Origin of the sequence: Silvanigrella aquatica (assembly GCF_001907975.1) — a bacterium.
GTDB lineage: Bacteria > Bdellovibrionota_B > Oligoflexia > Silvanigrellales > Silvanigrellaceae > Silvanigrella > Silvanigrella aquatica.
Genome location: NZ_CP017834.1, coordinates 2,204,151 through 2,220,948, shown reverse-complemented (window position 1 = coordinate 2,220,948; position 16,798 = coordinate 2,204,151). Strand labels below are relative to the sequence as shown.

General features: G+C 32.5%; 14 protein-coding genes. 8 read left to right on the top strand and 6 right to left on the bottom strand.

From position 1 onward, the window contains the following. Nucleotides 1-79: 79 nt before the first annotated feature. Nucleotides 80-2,014 (bottom strand): NAD(P)/FAD-dependent oxidoreductase, encoded by a 1,935-nt coding sequence (locus AXG55_RS09305; protein ID WP_148697851.1) that lies wholly within the window; start codon nucleotides 2,012-2,014, stop codon nucleotides 80-82. Between the two features lie 180 nt (nucleotides 2,015-2,194). Here AXG55_RS09305 and AXG55_RS09300 point away from each other — a divergent pair, with 180 nt between their 5' ends. Further along, nucleotides 2,195-3,001: a GNAT family N-acetyltransferase gene (locus tag AXG55_RS09300; protein WP_148697850.1), complete on the top strand. Its 807-nt coding sequence runs from the start codon at nucleotides 2,195-2,197 to the stop codon at nucleotides 2,999-3,001. Here AXG55_RS09300 and rarD (AXG55_RS09295) read toward each other — a convergent pair. The 3 genes from rarD (AXG55_RS09295) to AXG55_RS09285 form a co-directional block, all read right to left on the bottom strand. Beyond that, nucleotides 2,987-3,910, bottom strand: a complete 924-nt coding sequence (rarD, locus tag AXG55_RS09295) for an EamA family transporter RarD (RefSeq protein ID WP_148697849.1) — start codon at nucleotides 3,908-3,910, stop codon at nucleotides 2,987-2,989. The genes AXG55_RS09300 and rarD (AXG55_RS09295) overlap by 15 nt on opposite strands. A gap of 51 nt (nucleotides 3,911-3,961) precedes the next feature. Continuing rightward, the gene (gene rarD / locus AXG55_RS09290) at nucleotides 3,962-4,900 is read right to left on the bottom strand and encodes an EamA family transporter RarD (protein ID WP_148697848.1); all 939 of its coding nucleotides are present in this window, start codon (nucleotides 4,898-4,900) and stop codon (nucleotides 3,962-3,964) included. A 247-nt stretch (nucleotides 4,901-5,147) separates the two neighbouring features. Continuing rightward, nucleotides 5,148-5,939 carry an S-adenosylmethionine decarboxylase gene (locus tag AXG55_RS09285; protein WP_148697847.1) on the bottom strand — a complete coding sequence of 264 codons (792 nt, stop codon included), beginning with the start codon at nucleotides 5,937-5,939 and terminating at the stop codon, nucleotides 5,148-5,150. 217 nt (nucleotides 5,940-6,156) lie between these two features. On the opposite strand from AXG55_RS09285, the gene AXG55_RS09280 reads away from it, so the two are divergent. The 3 genes from AXG55_RS09280 to AXG55_RS09270 all read left to right on the top strand — a co-directional run bounded on the left by AXG55_RS09280 (nucleotide 6,157) and on the right by AXG55_RS09270 (nucleotide 10,734). Beyond that, the gene (locus tag AXG55_RS09280) at nucleotides 6,157-7,584 is read left to right on the top strand and encodes a DHH family phosphoesterase (RefSeq protein WP_148697846.1); all 1,428 of its coding nucleotides are present in this window, start codon (nucleotides 6,157-6,159) and stop codon (nucleotides 7,582-7,584) included. Continuing rightward, nucleotides 7,581-8,366, top strand: coding sequence for an RDD family protein (locus AXG55_RS09275; RefSeq protein WP_148697845.1), 786 nt, complete (start codon nucleotides 7,581-7,583; stop codon nucleotides 8,364-8,366). Before AXG55_RS09280 ends, AXG55_RS09275 begins: the two co-directional genes overlap by 4 nt. A gap of 169 nt (nucleotides 8,367-8,535) precedes the next feature. Further along, nucleotides 8,536-10,734: a glutamine synthetase III family protein gene (locus AXG55_RS09270; protein ID WP_148697844.1), complete on the top strand. Its 2,199-nt coding sequence runs from the start codon at nucleotides 8,536-8,538 to the stop codon at nucleotides 10,732-10,734. Nucleotides 10,735-10,743: 9 nt separating this feature from the next. Here the strand turns inward: AXG55_RS09270 and AXG55_RS14860 are convergent, their stop codons facing one another. Then, nucleotides 10,744-11,955, bottom strand: a complete 1,212-nt coding sequence (locus tag AXG55_RS14860; RefSeq protein ID WP_233231110.1) for an N-acetylmuramoyl-L-alanine amidase — start codon at nucleotides 11,953-11,955, stop codon at nucleotides 10,744-10,746. Between the two features lie 227 nt (nucleotides 11,956-12,182). On the opposite strand from AXG55_RS14860, the gene AXG55_RS09260 reads away from it, so the two are divergent. From AXG55_RS09260 to AXG55_RS09250, 3 genes are all read left to right on the top strand, one after another. Further along, a complete protein-coding gene (locus tag AXG55_RS09260) occupies nucleotides 12,183-13,526 on the top strand; it encodes a hypothetical protein (protein ID WP_148697843.1) in 1,344 nt (447 codons plus the stop codon). 76 nt (nucleotides 13,527-13,602) lie between these two features. Further along, a complete protein-coding gene (locus AXG55_RS09255) occupies nucleotides 13,603-14,112 on the top strand; it encodes a hypothetical protein (RefSeq protein WP_148697842.1) in 510 nt (169 codons plus the stop codon). A 26-nt stretch (nucleotides 14,113-14,138) separates the two neighbouring features. Then, nucleotides 14,139-14,333, top strand: coding sequence for a hypothetical protein (locus AXG55_RS09250; RefSeq protein ID WP_148697841.1), 195 nt, complete (start codon nucleotides 14,139-14,141; stop codon nucleotides 14,331-14,333). A 28-nt stretch (nucleotides 14,334-14,361) separates the two neighbouring features. Here the strand turns inward: AXG55_RS09250 and AXG55_RS09245 are convergent, their stop codons facing one another. Beyond that, the gene (locus AXG55_RS09245; RefSeq protein WP_148697840.1) at nucleotides 14,362-14,694 is read right to left on the bottom strand and encodes a c-type cytochrome; all 333 of its coding nucleotides are present in this window, start codon (nucleotides 14,692-14,694) and stop codon (nucleotides 14,362-14,364) included. Nucleotides 14,695-15,139: 445 nt separating this feature from the next. Between AXG55_RS09245 and AXG55_RS09240 the strand changes: the two genes are divergently transcribed. Continuing rightward, nucleotides 15,140-16,795, top strand: a complete 1,656-nt coding sequence (locus tag AXG55_RS09240; protein ID WP_148697839.1) for an argininosuccinate synthase — start codon at nucleotides 15,140-15,142, stop codon at nucleotides 16,793-16,795. The last annotated feature ends 3 nt before the right edge of the window (nucleotides 16,796-16,798 follow it).

Sequence of the window (16,798 nt, the reverse complement as noted above, 5' to 3'; positions counted from 1 at the left end):
TATATTTTTTAAAAAAGATTAAATAAGGGATAATATCCATGGAATATTTTCCCATGAAACGACTCATACCTTAAATTAATCATAATTGCGAAAACAATTCATCTACAGCGCGGTGAGCTTGATCAATCGCTGTTTGCGCATAGGGATTCCAGTCGGCATCGGAATTGGCTATGACCACATTGCCAAAAGGTTTTCGCGCGGTATTAATGATATTATTACTTTTATCTTCATCATCAAACAAACTATTCAAATAGTAGGAATAGCCATGTGACCATCGATTTATTGTAATTCCTAAAATATCTTTCTCATGATTAAAAAGCTTTGTCGGAGCTAAAATTCTTTGCAGTTGGTTGCGGATATCTTTTTCAAATTCAGAAAAGGAAGTGGTTAATAATTTATAACGTCCCATACGAAATTGAGTGCGGGCATCTTTTCCTATTTGTTCAGGTAGGCTTGGAACTGAAACCATATGCAATTGTATAGGTTTTTCAGGTGATCTGGGGTGAAAATAACGACCTAAATCTACAGGGTAATCTAGTTTTACACGGCAATAAGGGAGGCAAGGTGAATATATTTCATGAACACCAAGCTTGATAAATGATTTCCAATTTGAAATTAATACTTTTGTATAAAGTAAGGGTGCTTTTACATTTAAGGCTAAAGCCTCTTTTTGCTCTTGAGGAAGCTCCGTTAAAATATAAGGAATCATCATATTATAATTGGCCATGATCACATGTTTTGCTTGAATTCTATGTAAAGTACCCAGTTTTACAAGTTTTCCTTCACTATCTAATTCAGGCTTGTCTAAATAACCAATATCTACTGGGACTTCTTTGCCTTTATTTGCGTTTGCTACAGTAACAACAGTGCTGCTTAAGCGTAATCTTACTAAAGAATCATTTAAGTCTAATTTTGTGTAATCAAATTTATTTAAAATAATGGAATTCATATCTTTTATTCCATTTGTTACTTTAGGCATAAGATTACTTACTAAAAGACGTGCTATGGTCGCGTTGCCATCGGGAAAATGATAAATATAGGGATCATTTAAAGCATTGAGATCATCATCATCCATAGGGGGTAAATTCATGCCATCTAAACCAGGTAAGTTTAGAACTCTGGAATCATCATAAGCTGAAATGGCATCGATACCAATGGTATCAAAATCATGGCTTTTGGCTTGAAAATATTTAACGGCTTGTTCGCTTATACCAACATGCTTAAGTAAGAAATCTCGGTAACTTATTTTTTGTAAATAGGCTACTTTTTCTTCTGTTTTTAATTTAGGTAAATAATCTTTTTTTTCAGTATATAATTTAATAAGAGCATTTTTATCTGTTGATGACATTGGAAATTCATTTATAAATTCTTTTATCTTTTTGCCATGCAATTGTCCGGGTGGAATTTCATCACAAGCACTTCGCGTGGGATCTCCCGAAACAAATTTATCACTTAAAAAGTTTTCTTTATCAAAAAATACTCCACGACTCAAATGAAGTTTAGGATAAAATGATACGTCAAAATGTTTTTCTAGTTTATCAATATCAATTTTTAATTCTTCAAGAAGTTTTAAAGCTGTGTTACTATATAAGTGTTTTGGTGATTGTAAGGATTCCGATCCCCCATAGCCCATAGAAAATGTTTTATTTTTTTTAAATTCATTTCTTTTGGCATGTCCCCCAAAATCATCATGATTGTCTAAAAGTAAAATTTTAGCGTTTTTAAACTTTTTTTGATAGAAAAATGCCGCAGAAAGTCCACTAATACCTGCTCCTACGATGACTAAATCATATTTTTCTTCAACAGGTAAATCATCAACAGGAAATTTCATTCTTTCTTGGGCTAAGGCATGTGCGCTTTCATAAGAACCCGCGTGACTTCCTCTGAGACCGGTTAAGCTTGGTGGATAGTTATCAAAGGGAAGCATGTCCGCACCGAGAAGGTCGAGCGGTGTCATACCTGCAATAATGGCAAGTGAAGTTCCATTTAAAAAATCGCGGCGTGATATTGTCATATTAGACCTCATAAAAATTATCTGGAATTTTTAAAATTTTATCATCATTCGGATTTGATACAATATCAAAAAAAAAAATTAAAATAATTATTCTTTTTAATATACTAAAAATAATTATTTCTATTGAAAATTAATTTTATTTTTTTTAAAGTCTTCCTAAAATTATATGGGAGGCATCTCATGAAACCACTTTCACAAATTTGTGAAGAGTTGATGGTCAATAAATTTTTCTATATTCCTAAAGTTTTTGATAAATGTAATTTTCTAGAAACAGATGAAATGATTTTGGCAAAATCTCCATATCATAGTTCTCTTTTTAATATTTGTTGGATAAAAAAAATAAATCCTATTTATTTTGAAAATTCTTTGCGACACATTATTGAATTTTTTTATCCTAAACCTTTTGCGCTTTGGTTTGGAATGAATCTTTCCACACAGGACATTGAATTTACATTAAATTCATTAGGTTTTATAAAGAAAAATTCACGTTTTAATATGGTTTCAGATTTAAAATCAATTACTTATTTTGATAAATATATTGAAAATATAAAAATATCAAAAATTACATGTGATCTTGAACTGGATATTTTTTTGGATGTCATTGAGGATTTTGAACCCTGTGCAAGAGGTTATTTCAAAAAAGTGTTTCGAGAATTGGGTTATTCAAATTTACAACCCTATCATTTTTTTTATTTGAATGTAGCAAATGAACCCGTATGTATTGGTTCAATTTATTTTCAAAATAATATATGTGGTATATGTGAAATATTTACACATCCTAATTTTAGAAAAAAAGGTTATGCTAGAAAAATTTTGAATTTTATTATGAATTATTCAAAAGAAAATAACATAAATTATTTGAGTTTAGTTGCATCAGTAAAATTTGATTTAGATTTAAAATCAATTGCTATGAAATATAAAAATTTAGGATTTATGGAACAAGGAGAATATTCTTGTTACGAATATGAAGGTTCAGGTTTTCAATGATGTCACAAATTTCTTATAATGTTTTGTGATATTCAATTTATTTAGTAGAAAAATGATTAAAGCTAACCATACAAAACTAAAGCTTATCATTTTATTTAGCGAGATTTTCTCATGAAATAAATAAACTGCTATAAAGAGTTGAATTGTAGGACTTGTATATTGGAGAAAGCCCAGTTTAGTAAGTGCCATATTTTTGCTGCCAGCAACATATAAAATAAGGGGAACCGATGTAATAATTCCCGCTAATGACAATAATATACTAATTTGAGTACTTGTGAAAAATGAAAGTTGGTTATTTATTGCTAAATAAATTAAATATGAGAGGGCAATGGGTGAAAGTAAAAGAGTTTCTACAGCAAGACCCGTAAAGGAATCAATGGCGACTTTTTTTCTTAAAAGTGCGTAAAATCCAAAGGATAATGAAAGAAAAATGGGAATAAAAGAGCCCATACCACGAATACCCATTTCATAAAACTGAATTAATATGCCTATTAATGTCATCAAAAAACAAATTATTTCAACTTTATTTAGTTTTTCTTTCAAAAAGATCATTCCTAGAATGACATTTAAAATAGGTGAAATAAAATAACCAAAGCTTGCTTCCATCAAATGATGATTCACTATGGACCAAATATAAGCAAGCCAATTAAGGGAAATCAGTGTTGCCGTTGTTATGAGAATGAATAAAAATCTAGGAGATTTAAATACTTCCCAAATTTTGTATAAATTTCTTTTCGAAATTATTATAATTAATAAAAATAGAAGTGACCAAATAATGCGATGGCATAATATTTCAAGGGGAGAAACTGTCTCTACACTTTTAAAATAGAGCGGTGCTGTACCCCAGATAAGAAAAGAAATTAAAACAAGAATAATCCCGGCAGATTGCGACGAACGATTGAATGGCATAAATAGTTTAAATTCCCGTCTACATAAAATTTTTAGCAAAGAATCAAAATGTTAAGTTTTCATCTTTGAATATGTTCTTCCTCTTATAATAGATCTATTTTTATGTAAACACCATATGCAATTAGAAATGTATAAAATAAGTGCTGTCCAAATTAATCCAAATGTTAATAAACTATGAGAGTTAATTTTCTCATTGAAAATAAATACGGCAATAATAAATTGAGCAGTAGGACAGATATATTGTAAGAATCCTACCTTTGATAAAGTGAGAAGTTTAGAACCTGCTACGTATAAAATTGTGGGAATTGAAGTTAATATTCCTGCAAATATAAGTAAGGTACTTATTTCAAATGAGCTTCCAAAAATCATTTCTTTTTTATGTGCTAAATAAACAATGTAGCTCATTGCCAGTGGAAATAATAAGAGAGCTTCAACAGTAAATCCATGAATTGATTCTACATTTATTTGTTTGCGGAGCAATGTATAGAATCCAAATGATCCTGCAATTATAATAGGCACAAATGGTGTTAAACCGGTAAAATGAATTTGTGTAAACTGATTTACAATAGCAGCAAATGTAATGATTAGTGAAACCTTTTGAGTCGTATTGAGTTTCTCTTTCAAAAATATGAGACCTAATAAAATATTAAAAAGAGGTGAAATGAAATAGCCAAAGCTTGCTTCCATAAGATGATTATTTAAGATAGCCCAAATAAATGTGATCCAGTTTGATGAAATCAGCACTGCTGTCAGAGCTAACGTGAGTAATTTACGAGGGGAGTAAAAAATTTCTAAGATTTTATTAAATTCTTTTTTAAAAAAAACAAAAAATAATAAAAAAACGACCGCCCAGATAATACGATGGCATAAAATTTCGCCCGAAGAAACATTTTGCACAGATTTAAAATAAATAGGATTAATACCCCAAGTTAACAATGCTGCAACTACAAAAATAGTACCAGAGGATTGGGAATGAAATGGAAACTTCATATATCAACTCCATTATTTAACTTTTCAAAACTATTGTGCAGTTCTAGGACTTTGAGAAAACTATAAATAATTATTTTTTTATCGTGCACTATTTATTTGATAAATGCAATATTGCATTTAAAAATAATTTAATGAAATAGCTTGTGTAATTCTTTTTTATTTTTAAATAAATTGTAAAAATAAAAAAAAGTGCATTTTTTAAAAATGCACTTTTTTTTTACAAACTTAAAGATGACTACTTTATTCGTTACTTTTTAAAGCGCGCAATGGAGTCCATTTCTTTACGAATGAGTGCCATTTTTTCCGATGCCACATTGGCAGGAACGGTGCGCGGATTTCTAAAGTAACAACTCTCATCAAGTTCTTTACGACTGAAGATGGTTTGATAGGTATGATGCTCTGGAGAGTTTATGTCATTCGTATCATAATCTCTTAAAATTAAGGGAGAGACATATTGAGTAATACTGTTCATCTCATGATCCATAAATATTTTTTCGTTACGCTTGTTACGTGCAAAACCGCGTACAACGTAATCGACACAGACCACATCGGTTTCAAAAGCCTTAAACATAAAGTCCAGAGCATATAGAGGTGAAATGCTGCCGCAAGTTGCAATGTCGATATCTACGCGGAAACTACAAACGCCCGAGGGATCGAGACTGTCAGGATAGGTGTGGGCACAGATATGGCTCTTGTCTAAATGGATAGAAACGGTAGATTGAGCCATGAGATTGGAGGACTTATTTACAGAAGAATGCATGTTTGCTTCTTTCGTTGCTTGGTCTCCTTTCATGTCACTCATGAGCAAAACGACACTTGCGCCATAAGGGTCGAAATCTTTTGAACTTACGTTCAATACTTCGGCATCAATAATTTCTGCGATGCGGATAAGCTGAGATTCAATCTGTCTTGCGGAGTATTTTTCGTCAATATAACGAATATAGGAAGCTCTTTCCTCATCGTTGAGAGCTACTGCGAAGTCGTAAAGATTGAAGCTTAAAGCTTTGGTAAGGTTGTTAAAACCAAGTATTTCTGTCATCTTATGTCCTCAATGAGTTCTGCTTATTGTGTGAACCTCAGCAAATTATCTGATCCAACAGATATTATGCAATATAGTGTAGAGTGGAAAATGCAACGGTATTTTTCCTCTCACAAACTTATTGGTAAAATATTGTAGCATAGCCCGTCTTGCAAGGATATTTTTCAAGTTTTTTGGTTTTATAAGTTTAATAAAATCAATTAGTAAGGTGTTTTAGATGGATTTCAAGCGCGGACTTTTTTTGGTAATTTGTGATGATCCCGAATTAACCTCAACTTTGGTACATATTCAAAAAAGTATGGATATTAAGGTTTGGGTGCCAAATAAGCAAAATCAATTGCAAACTTCTCTTTTAGAAGCCTGCGAAGATGCCACTGAAAAGGATCATATCCTCGTCAAAGGTGATATTACCAAAGCTTCTTTTTTTGCGCAGTGGCGCGCTTACGATCCTATATGTGTTGTAATGTCACTAAAAGATAATGAAAAATACTTAAACGTCCGGGAGCTTATCCTTGAGGAACTGCCCGAATCGCGCATTTTGTCTTTTCAAGTAGGGCATCCAGGAGTTGTTCCTCGAAAGCTTGTGGAAAACGATCGGGAGCTTGTCCTTTCGTGGACGGAGCTGTTAAGCCGGCCTATCAGTGCGGAGCTACGGCATATTGAAAGCACCCATCGCGTTAAAGAGATTCGAGATATCTTAGGTAAGGGCGAGAAAATTGGTTTATTACTTCAGCCCGATCCTGATCCCGATGCCCTCGCCTCGGCATTGGCGTTAAGATGTCTTCTCGGACGTAACAAAGCGTCTACGCCCTTTTTGAGTTTTGGAAGAGTCACGAGACCCGAGAATATTGCTATGATGCAACTACTTGATCTTGAAGTGATTACCATCAAACCTGAAGATCTTTCCCTTTATGACAAAATTGCCTTACTTGATACTCAGCCTGGTCATTTTACAGTACCCCTCTCTCGTGTCGATGTTATTATTGATCATCATCCCATGGTTGGAAATTATTCTTCTGCTGCTTACTGCGATATTCGTTCAAAATATGGTGCCACATCAACAATTATGACCGAATATTTACGCGCAGGAGCTGTAAATATTGGGCAAAGATTAGCCACTGCGTTACTTTATGGAATTAAAGCAGATACTTTGCATTTAAATCGAGAAGTGATCGATGCTGATTTATATGCCTTTGTTTCCTTATATCCAGATATTAATTATAATTTATTACGGCGCATGGAAAAACCAGAAATACCTATGCGCTTTGCGCCCGTTTTAGCACATGCTCTTTTAACAATGGCTTCCCAAGACAAATTATTAGTCAGTTATCTAGGTTCTGTTGTTAGGGAAGATCTCATTCCTCAAGTTGCCGACTTTATGTTACAATTTGAAGGTATAGAATGGGTTGTTTGTGCTGGGATTTATCAAGAAAACATTGTGATGAGTGTCCGTAACGTGGGGTATGTAAAAAATGCTGGTGATGTTGTTAGAAGAATTATCAGTGGTTCGGGAAATGGGGGTGGTCACCGCACCATGGCGAAAGCTATTTTTCCGATAAATGTTTGGACAGAACGTTTTGGCAGTATCACAGAAGAAAATATAAGAACAACAGTTTTAAATCTTTTTCTTGAGGAAGTTTTATGAGTTTCTTTTTAGAGAATTATATATCACCTTCAAAATCTCAAATAAAACCACTTCACATTGGTTTTGGTTTTGGTGGGGATGTTATTCAACAAAGAATCAGTCTTAAAATTAAGCAAGAAAAACAAAATTTAGATTATTCAGAAAATGTAAATAATAAAATTGATGATAATTCAACTATATCAGAAAATATTATTATAAAGAATGCAATTGTTACTCCCAATGTAACAGCTTCTGAAGAAATAATTTCAAAATCAAATACAGTTCATAATTTAAATAATATTGAAGAAAATAATACTCATGAAAAAAATACAAAATATTATGTTCATCCTTTTTTTGCATTTTTAGCATGGACTGTAGATGCATTACTGGGATTTTGTTTTTTAATTATTTCTTTATGCGTAAATTATGTTTTTATACCTAAAGGTTTTTTTGAAATTTCTCCAGCAATAGCCAAATATTTTTCTAATGTAACTTTAGATATAAATTTTATATATACATTTTTATTTTCTTTACAAGTTTGGGTTTTTATGGCTCTCATGGTTTTTTTATTTCAATATACGATCTTAGGATTTGAAGGGTCGACTTTAGGTCGATGGCTATTCGGTATTTCTATTCAAAATGCCAAAGATAAAACGGTTCGTGTTTCTGAAAAAACAAAAATCTGTGCCGCACTTTCGGAATCCTTATTATTAGGTGGTATTCTTTCCTTTATATTTATAGTTCTATTTCCTTCACGTGTTCCCATATTCTTTTGGATGCGTTATTCTTCAAAAAATTCATAAATTCCTTTTGATTTTATACAATTTGTGCTAATAATGTTTGATGTCATGCTGTTTATAGTTTTATTCATTTTCAAAATCTCAAGACAGAGAGGCATTAAAAAAATATATTCATTAAATTTTTAAAATTAATAAATATAGGATTTTCAATTGCATTATGGAGTCACATCACATGTCTGATTTATTTTCTTATTCTGCAGTTACGATACGAAAAATTCAACGTCCTCAAAATGCGGAGGGTAGGCAATCTCGTATTGCTGAATATTTTGGTTCAAATGTTTTTGATTTACGTGCAATGGCCAAAAGATTATCAGCACATGATCTTGAAATTATGAAAAAAGTAATGAAAATTGGCGGGAAAATAGACTCCTCTTTGGCGGAGAGGGTGGCCGCAGCCGCGCGGGAATGGGCTATGGAAAAAGGTGCTACCCATTATTGCCATTGGTTTCAACCTCAGACAGGTGCCACAGCTGAAAAACATGATGCCTTTTTATGGTTTGATAAAGAAGGGAATCCTATTGAAAGGTTTACAGGACCTGAGTTGTTGCAGAGTGAACCTGATGCCTCTAGTTTTCCTTCTGGTGGTATACGCTCCACTTTTGAAGCAAGAGGTTATACCGGTTGGGATCCTTCAAGTCCTATGTTTATTGTGGAAACAGAAAATGGAAAAACACTTTACATTCCATCTGTATTTATTAGTTATCATGGAGAAGCTCTGGATTTTAAAACGCCTTTGTTACGTTCTAATAATACGCTTTCAATTGAAGCTATAAAAACATTACATCTTATAGGTGAAAAAAAAGTAACCCATGTTACAACTTCGGTAGGGCCTGAGCAAGAGTTTTTTATTATCGATAAAAAACAGGCTATGAAAAGAATTGATCTTTCTCTTTCTGGGCGTAGTGTTTTTGGACGCAAATCTCCTAAGGGACAAGAATTAGAAGATCATTATTTTGCACATATTCCAAGTCGTGTGCAGGCTTTTTTTAATGAATTGGAAGTGGAGCTTTATAAACTTGGTGTGCCTGTAAAAACAAGGCATAATGAAGTGGCTCCTGGACAATTTGAAATTGCTCCTATATATGAAAGTTCAAATATTGCTGCCGATCACAATCAACTTGTTATGAAATATTTAAAAAGTATAGCCTTAAAACATGGTTTAGTTGCCTTGTTGCACGAAAAACCTTTTGCAGGTGTGAATGGCAGTGGCAAGCATGTCAATTGGTCTATGACTGATTCCTCTGGACGAAATTTACTTGATCCAGGAGCAACTCCTCATGAAAATTTAGTATTTTTAACTTTCCTATGTGGAATTTTACAAGGAATTCTTGATAACTCCGAAGTGTTACGAGCTTCTGTAGCATCGGCTGGAAACGATCATAGATTAGGAGCCAATGAAGCCCCTCCTGCCATAATCTCTATATTTTTAGGTAACACTTTAGACAAAATATTAAATGCTATTGAAACTGGAAATAATGATAAAATAAATGCGGAAAAGATTATGATTGATTTGGGTCTTTCCCATATTCAAAATGTCGCCAAAGACAATACCGATCGTAATCGTACTTCTCCTTTTGCTTTTACAGGAAATAAATTTGAATTTCGTGCTGTTGGCTCCAGTGGCTCCATTAATTATCCTACTGCAATACTTAATGCAGCAGTGTGCGATGGACTTGCAAAATTAAATAAAAAATTAGAAGCTAAAGCACATAATGGCACAGTCAGCTCAAATGATCTTCTTATGATATTGCGACATGTAATTAAAGAAACAAAAAAAATCCGTTTTGAAGGTAATGGTTATTCGCACGAATGGCGTGATGAGGCTTTGCAAAGAGGTTTATCAAATTTTGCCAACACACCTGAAGCTCTGTCGGTATTATCAAATAAAGAAAAAACTCAATTTTTAGTAAAGGCAGGTGTGTTTAACGATGATGATATATTAAGTCGTCTTGCTATTCAACAAGAGCGTTACGTTAAACAGTGTTTAATAGAAGTGAATTGTGCAATTGAAATGGCTCAAACTCAAGTTCTTCCTGTGTGCTTTTCTTATCTCAAATTATTATTGAAAAATGTAAAAATGGCTTCGGATTTAAATCTTCCTTCACCAGCAAAAAAAGTTGTTGAAACTTTTAGTGATGCGGTAAGTCATGTTGTCAGTACTTTGGAAACACTGAAAACACAGCTTGAAAAAATCAGTGATGGCGATGCTCTTGAGCATCATAATATTGGTAATACAAGTCATATAATATCGACTCATTTTATGTTAAAACTTCAAAATTTACGTGAAGCAGTAGATACTTTGGAAGGTTTAGTCCCTCATGACTTGTGGCCTTATCCCAAATATTCAGAAATGCTTTTTGGGATGGAGTAGGATATTTAATTAATATAAGCCGCAAGAACTTCTTGCTTTATTTGGGTATTTTACAAGTAAAGCTTGAAGTGCTGCAAACAATCTTGTATTATCAATATTAAATTTAAATTGTGCTTTGTTTTTTGCAGCTTGATCGTTCTTGCTATCTGGTGAATGCTCTCTGTCGTGTTTATCATCATTACTAGTATACTCATCATCGCTGACTTCGCTTAAATAAACCTCAGGCATATAGTGCATTAAAAAGGATTGAATGGCAAAGTCCGTTTTTTTTTCGTCAAAAATTTTATTTTTTGGATTTTTATTCCCATATTTATTTACCTGATTTAAAGAAACAAGATCTGCAATTGGTGTTTTTTTAAAACTGTAGCCATATTGTGCGATTTTATTTTGTATGTATTTATTAGATCCATTATCTCTTTTTATGTCAAAACCAAATTCATAAAGTTTAATTTGTATGAGTAACCTCGAGATTTTATCTTTAATATTTGCATTTACATTGTCAACTTGTTGCTGAATTTCATTGTCATAAACCCAGGCACCAACACCATTTTCAGCTAATTTTTTCCAAGGAAAAATGGGTCCTGGATCGAGTTTTCTATCTACAGCAATATCGGAATGCCCTACAATACAAAGAGGATCAATATTATATTTATGTTGAATTTCTTTAGCTAAAGAAACAATTAGTTTTTGTTGTTTTTCAGGAAACTCTAGCCAAGTTAAATAGTCTTTTTTGCAGTATTTTCTGAAATTATTGCATTTAAAACCTAAATTAACAACCTCCACTCCAATTGAAATAACATTGACGTTTTTTCTACTCTTCCATAAACTTGATCCTGCATGACGCGCTCTTCTGTCCTCGCTGACAATTTTATAAATTGTCTTACCGTCTGTGGGGACCAGCCAATGAGAGCTGTTCCCTCCTGTTGTGAGTGAGCGAAGAGATTTTTTAAAATTTTGTGCGGTATAATGAAAAACGAGAGCACTAATTCCTTCTTTTTCGATTCGAGCAGGATATTCATCGTCTGTAATGTAATCTTCATTAATTTCATATTTTATAACATCATCATAAACTGGTTTTTGTTCTACTTCTGGAGTTTTAGCGGTAGGAGCTTCTGCCTTTGTTTCCTTAGAGTTCTCTGTTGCGGGAGCATTATTTGCTATTGTTTTGCATCCCATAAAGAATAAGAAAATCAATGAGGAAATAATAAATTTCTTTATCATTTGGAAATGTTCCTTATGTCTTGTTTCCTTAAAACAATTATGTATATTCTTAATAATAATATACATTTTTTTAATCATTCTGACATTTATATAACGGCTTTGTATGTGTGAAGCTTTTGGCGCTTTAACTTTGCAAATAAACATTAAAAAACAGATAGTTATAATACATAAAAAATCAATTCGAATTGTCTTGTTAGGAGCTCTTGTCACTTTAGGAGAGGTTGAGGATGAAAAGTAAACATTCAAGTTCCATTTTGAAGTTATCAACATTTGGATTTTTATTGGCTAATTTGTCTTTTTTAAATATTTTAGAAACAAGTAAAATTTATGGAGAAGAAGAAAATTTAGAACAGAAAACCTCAGCTACTTCTGAAATAAAAGATGGCTCCAATGTAAATTCAAAAAGCTCAGGAGCTTCACTTTTAATTGGGGCGAAAGGAAGATTTGGGAAGGGAGCTGTTTTTAAATGCAATTTAGACGGAAAAAACTGTGAAGAATTTTTAGGTGGCAATAAAAAATTTGATGATCCCAGTGATGTACATTATAAACAAGTGACATTGTATCAAGCAGATAATTTTGGATCAGGTATTGCAGTTTCTAAATCAAATATTTATATCGGATCTATGGGTCGAAATAATAAAAAAGCAGCCGATGCAGGAAGTATATCTGCCGCCAATTTTAAAGAAGATATTGGTGCTATTTTTAAATGCAATTTAAATGGTAAAGATTGTTTTGAATTTATAGGTGGGCAGGTCGGTTTTAATAAAAACGAAGAAAAAAACATTGACTTGTACCCTACCGATAATTTTGGATCAAGTTTGATAGTCATGAAAGACAGAATGTATGTTGGATGCATGGGGAGAGACTCAAAAACGAAAGATGAATTAGGTGCTATATTTGAATGTGGTTTATCAGAAAAATTCTGTAGTGAAATTTTCGCAGGTAAAAATAAATTCAGTGAAAAAAATAATATGTTTAAAGAAAATGATGCAATAGGATCTTCCATTTTTGCGACAAAAAATCATTTATTTATTGGTGCTTTTCATAAAAATGAAGGGAATGGACGTTTGCTTAAATGTGACTTATCATTCAAAAAATGTGAGATTATTGATGCTTTATATTTAAAACTCATTACCAATGATAGCTTTGGAGCAAGTATAACTGGAAATGCGTCAAATATTTTTGTTGGGGCTTTAGGTAGAAATGGAATACCTCGAACCGATCCCGCTCTTTTTGATATTGGAACTGTATTTAAGTGTAGTATTGAAGGGACAAATTGCGTTGAAATTGTAGGTGGTGAAAACAAAGAGAGTGTGACTGCGCTGGCATTATCTGTAAATGATTATTTAGGATCAAGTGTTACTTTAACAGATGATTACTTATTCATTGGTGCCATGGGAAGAAAAAATATCTCAGGGGAAAGAACAGGTGCCGTTTATAGATGCGATTTAAATGGAAAAAATTGTGTTGAGTTATTGGGTGGTAAAAACAAAGATTCTTTATCTGCAGATGGGATTACATTGTATGATGGAGATCAATTTGGTTCTAGCTTGGCTGTTATTCCAGAGTGATGCTTTGTATAAAAAATAAATATTACTTTTAACTACTTTACAATGCATCCATTCCATAAGAAAGGATGAAATTTCATTGATAAAAAATGTAACTATTTTTTTTATTCTATTATTATATCAGATATGTGCAAATTCTGAAACTATTTCAGTTGTTTATCAGATAAGGCCTCCATATCATACAAATGAAAAAGACGGTATTTTAGATAAGATTCTCATTAAAATTGAAAAGTTATCTGGCATGCCGTTCTCAATGATCAATATTCCTTTGCAAAGAGGTTTAAATATGATTGTTGAAAATAAAGAAAAAATATGTTTGGCCGCCAATTATAAAAATAGTGAAAGAGAAAAAATTGCAAAAATTTCCATACCTTTATATCAAGAAAAAGGTACAGTTATTATTTTTAGAAAAGATGATAATAATTTTAATGAGCCATTAAAATTGCAAAATTTACTTATGAATAAAAAATTAATTTTATTAACTAAAGTTGGATTATCATATGGAAAATATATAGATGAATTATTAAAAAAAAATAATAATAATGTAGAGCAATCTAGTACTGATCAAGAAAGTATGATAAAAAAATAGCATATAATCATTCTGATTATATGCTAATGACTGAAGAAGAAGCAACTTACCTTTTAAATAACGGAACACGTGATGTAATTAATTTAAAAAAAAGTAAATTATTAGATGTTAAATTTGGAGAGAAACGATATATGATCTGTTCTAAAAAAATAACTGATTTTGAATTAAATAAAATAAATAAAGCAATTTTAAAAATTAATAATTTCAAAATAAGAGAATAATATATAATAAGTAAAAAATAACTGTTACTTATTTTAATTTAGAAACAATGTAATCGGCTACAGCTTTTCTTTCTTCATCATTCTTTAATTGTGATTTGATGCCGACCATTAAGGCAATTTCCCCTTTATCACCATCTATTTTTTTTGCTGTTTTCATGACTTGGATGAGCTGTGCCACTGTATATCCCTTTAAACTTTTTGGTTTGGGTTTTAAAGCAGCTCCAATAGGCCCATTGCCATCCATTTTGTCACCATGGCAACTTGCGCAGGCTTCGCTATATAATTTGGCACCATCTGCCGCATGGGCATTTGAAAAATAGAGCACAGTAGCAAGAAAAAGAGCAACTTTTTTCGGCAACATAGGGATCTCCTTTTTATGAACGGCTTAAACAAAAACCAAACTTCTGTAAAAAATGATTTTTATAGTGAATATATTTTATTATCATATGAAATCTCTTTTAACTAAATAAAATTGATATGGATAATAATTCTCAATTTGCCAAGGGCTTGACGAAAGATATTTAATATCATGTAATTATAAATTTTTTTAAAGAATTCTTCCAATTTTGAAAGCTTTTCGTTGACACGAATTTTAAAATCTTATAAGTACTCACGGACGATTTTTTGAGATTTTCTTGCTAAAGGTTTAAAAATGCGAATTGATATTTTGCGACTTAAAATAGCTCTTTCGGTTAGAAGAATCTGATATTTTTATTTAAAGCTCCGCATTGCGGGGCTTTTTTTTTGGCTTAATTTTTTTCTTTACTTAAAATATAGAAAAGTTTTACATTAAAAAGGAGTTTTAAATGACAGATTATATTAAAGTAGCATCGTATGAAGGGCGTAAAGGAGAAATTCGTAAAGTTGTTCTTTTGTATTCAGGTGGTCTTGACACATCTGTCATGTTGAAATGGATTCAAGAATACTACCATGCCGAGGTTATTGCATTAACCATAGATATAGGACAACAAGCTGATAATTTAGAAGAAATTCGTCAAAAAGCGTTAAATTTAGGTGCTAAAAAAGCATATGTTATCGATGCTAAAAAAGAATTTGCTTATCACTATTTAGCAAAAGGAATTAAAGCAAATGCGCGTTATCAAGGAGACTATCATTTAGCCACTCCTTTAGGGCGCCCTCTTTTGGCAAAAATTGCAGTGGACATTGCGCGCGAAGAAAATTGTGATTGTATTGCGCATGGTTGCACAGGTAAAGGTAACGATCAGGTGCGCATTGAAGGCACCGTCTTGACCCTAGCGCCTGAAATGAAAATCATTGCGCCCGTTAGAGAATGGGGCATGGGTCGAGATGAAGAGCTCGAGTATGCGCGCATTCATAAAATTCCGGTGAAACAAACTAAGGATTCTCCCTATAGTTATGACGACAATATGTGGGGTGTTTCAGCAGAGGGTGGAGAAATTGAAAATCCATCTCTCATTCCTAATCTTCCTGCCATCTTACAAGTCTGTAAAACCATTGAAAACACACAAAATGACTCACAACTTATTAAAATTGGATTTTTAAGAGGAATTCCCGTTCAATTAGATGGGGAAGATATGGACTTGCCAACGCTTATTCTGAAACTGAATAAGGTCGCGGCACTTCATGGTGTGGGTGTAACTCATCATTTAGAAGACAGGGTTGTAGGATTAAAAGTAAGAGGTGTCTATGAGTCTCCCGCAGCTCATGCGATTATTCGTGCCCATGAAACACTCGAGAAGTTTGTCTGCACACGTCAGGAAAACGAGTTTAAACTTTTGGTGGATCAAAAATGGGGTTATCTTTGCTATGGCGCGCTATGGCACGAACCTTTAATGGATGATTTAAATGCCTTTATCGAAAAAATAAATGAAAAAGTAACAGGACTTGTCACTGTTAAGTTATTTAAAGGTCGTGCTGATGTTGTGGCTGTTGAAACGCCAAATAGTATTTTTGATGAAAAATTAGCCACATTTATGAAGAGTAATGCGTTTAATCAAAATGCATCTGCCGGATTTACAGAAATTTACACAATGCAAATGCGTCTTTCTCAAGAAAAAGAGCGTTACGCGCTTGTTTCTGTAGGTGGTGATGAAAACAAAGAAAAATTCGCACCCTTAATTGCAAATTTACATAAACAAGGGTTTTTATTATTTGCAACTAAGGGAACACATGCTTATCTCGCAAAATGTGGTGTGAAAAGTATTTTGGTTCACAAAGCAAATGAAGAAAGTCATAAACCGAATTTAATAGATCTTTTAAAACAAAATCGTTTTGATCTCGTTGTAAATGTTCCAACTCCATCAAAGCAAATAAGTGAAGAAATTGATGGAAAACAGATTAGAAGTTGGAGCGTAAAAAATGAAGTTCAACTTATTACCGATTATGAAGTATTTAAAGTGACGGTAGAAAAAATGGCAAAATCATCTAAAGCAGGTTTTTCTAAAGTAACAGATTCTAATATCAAACCCGCATTGCTTTAAGAG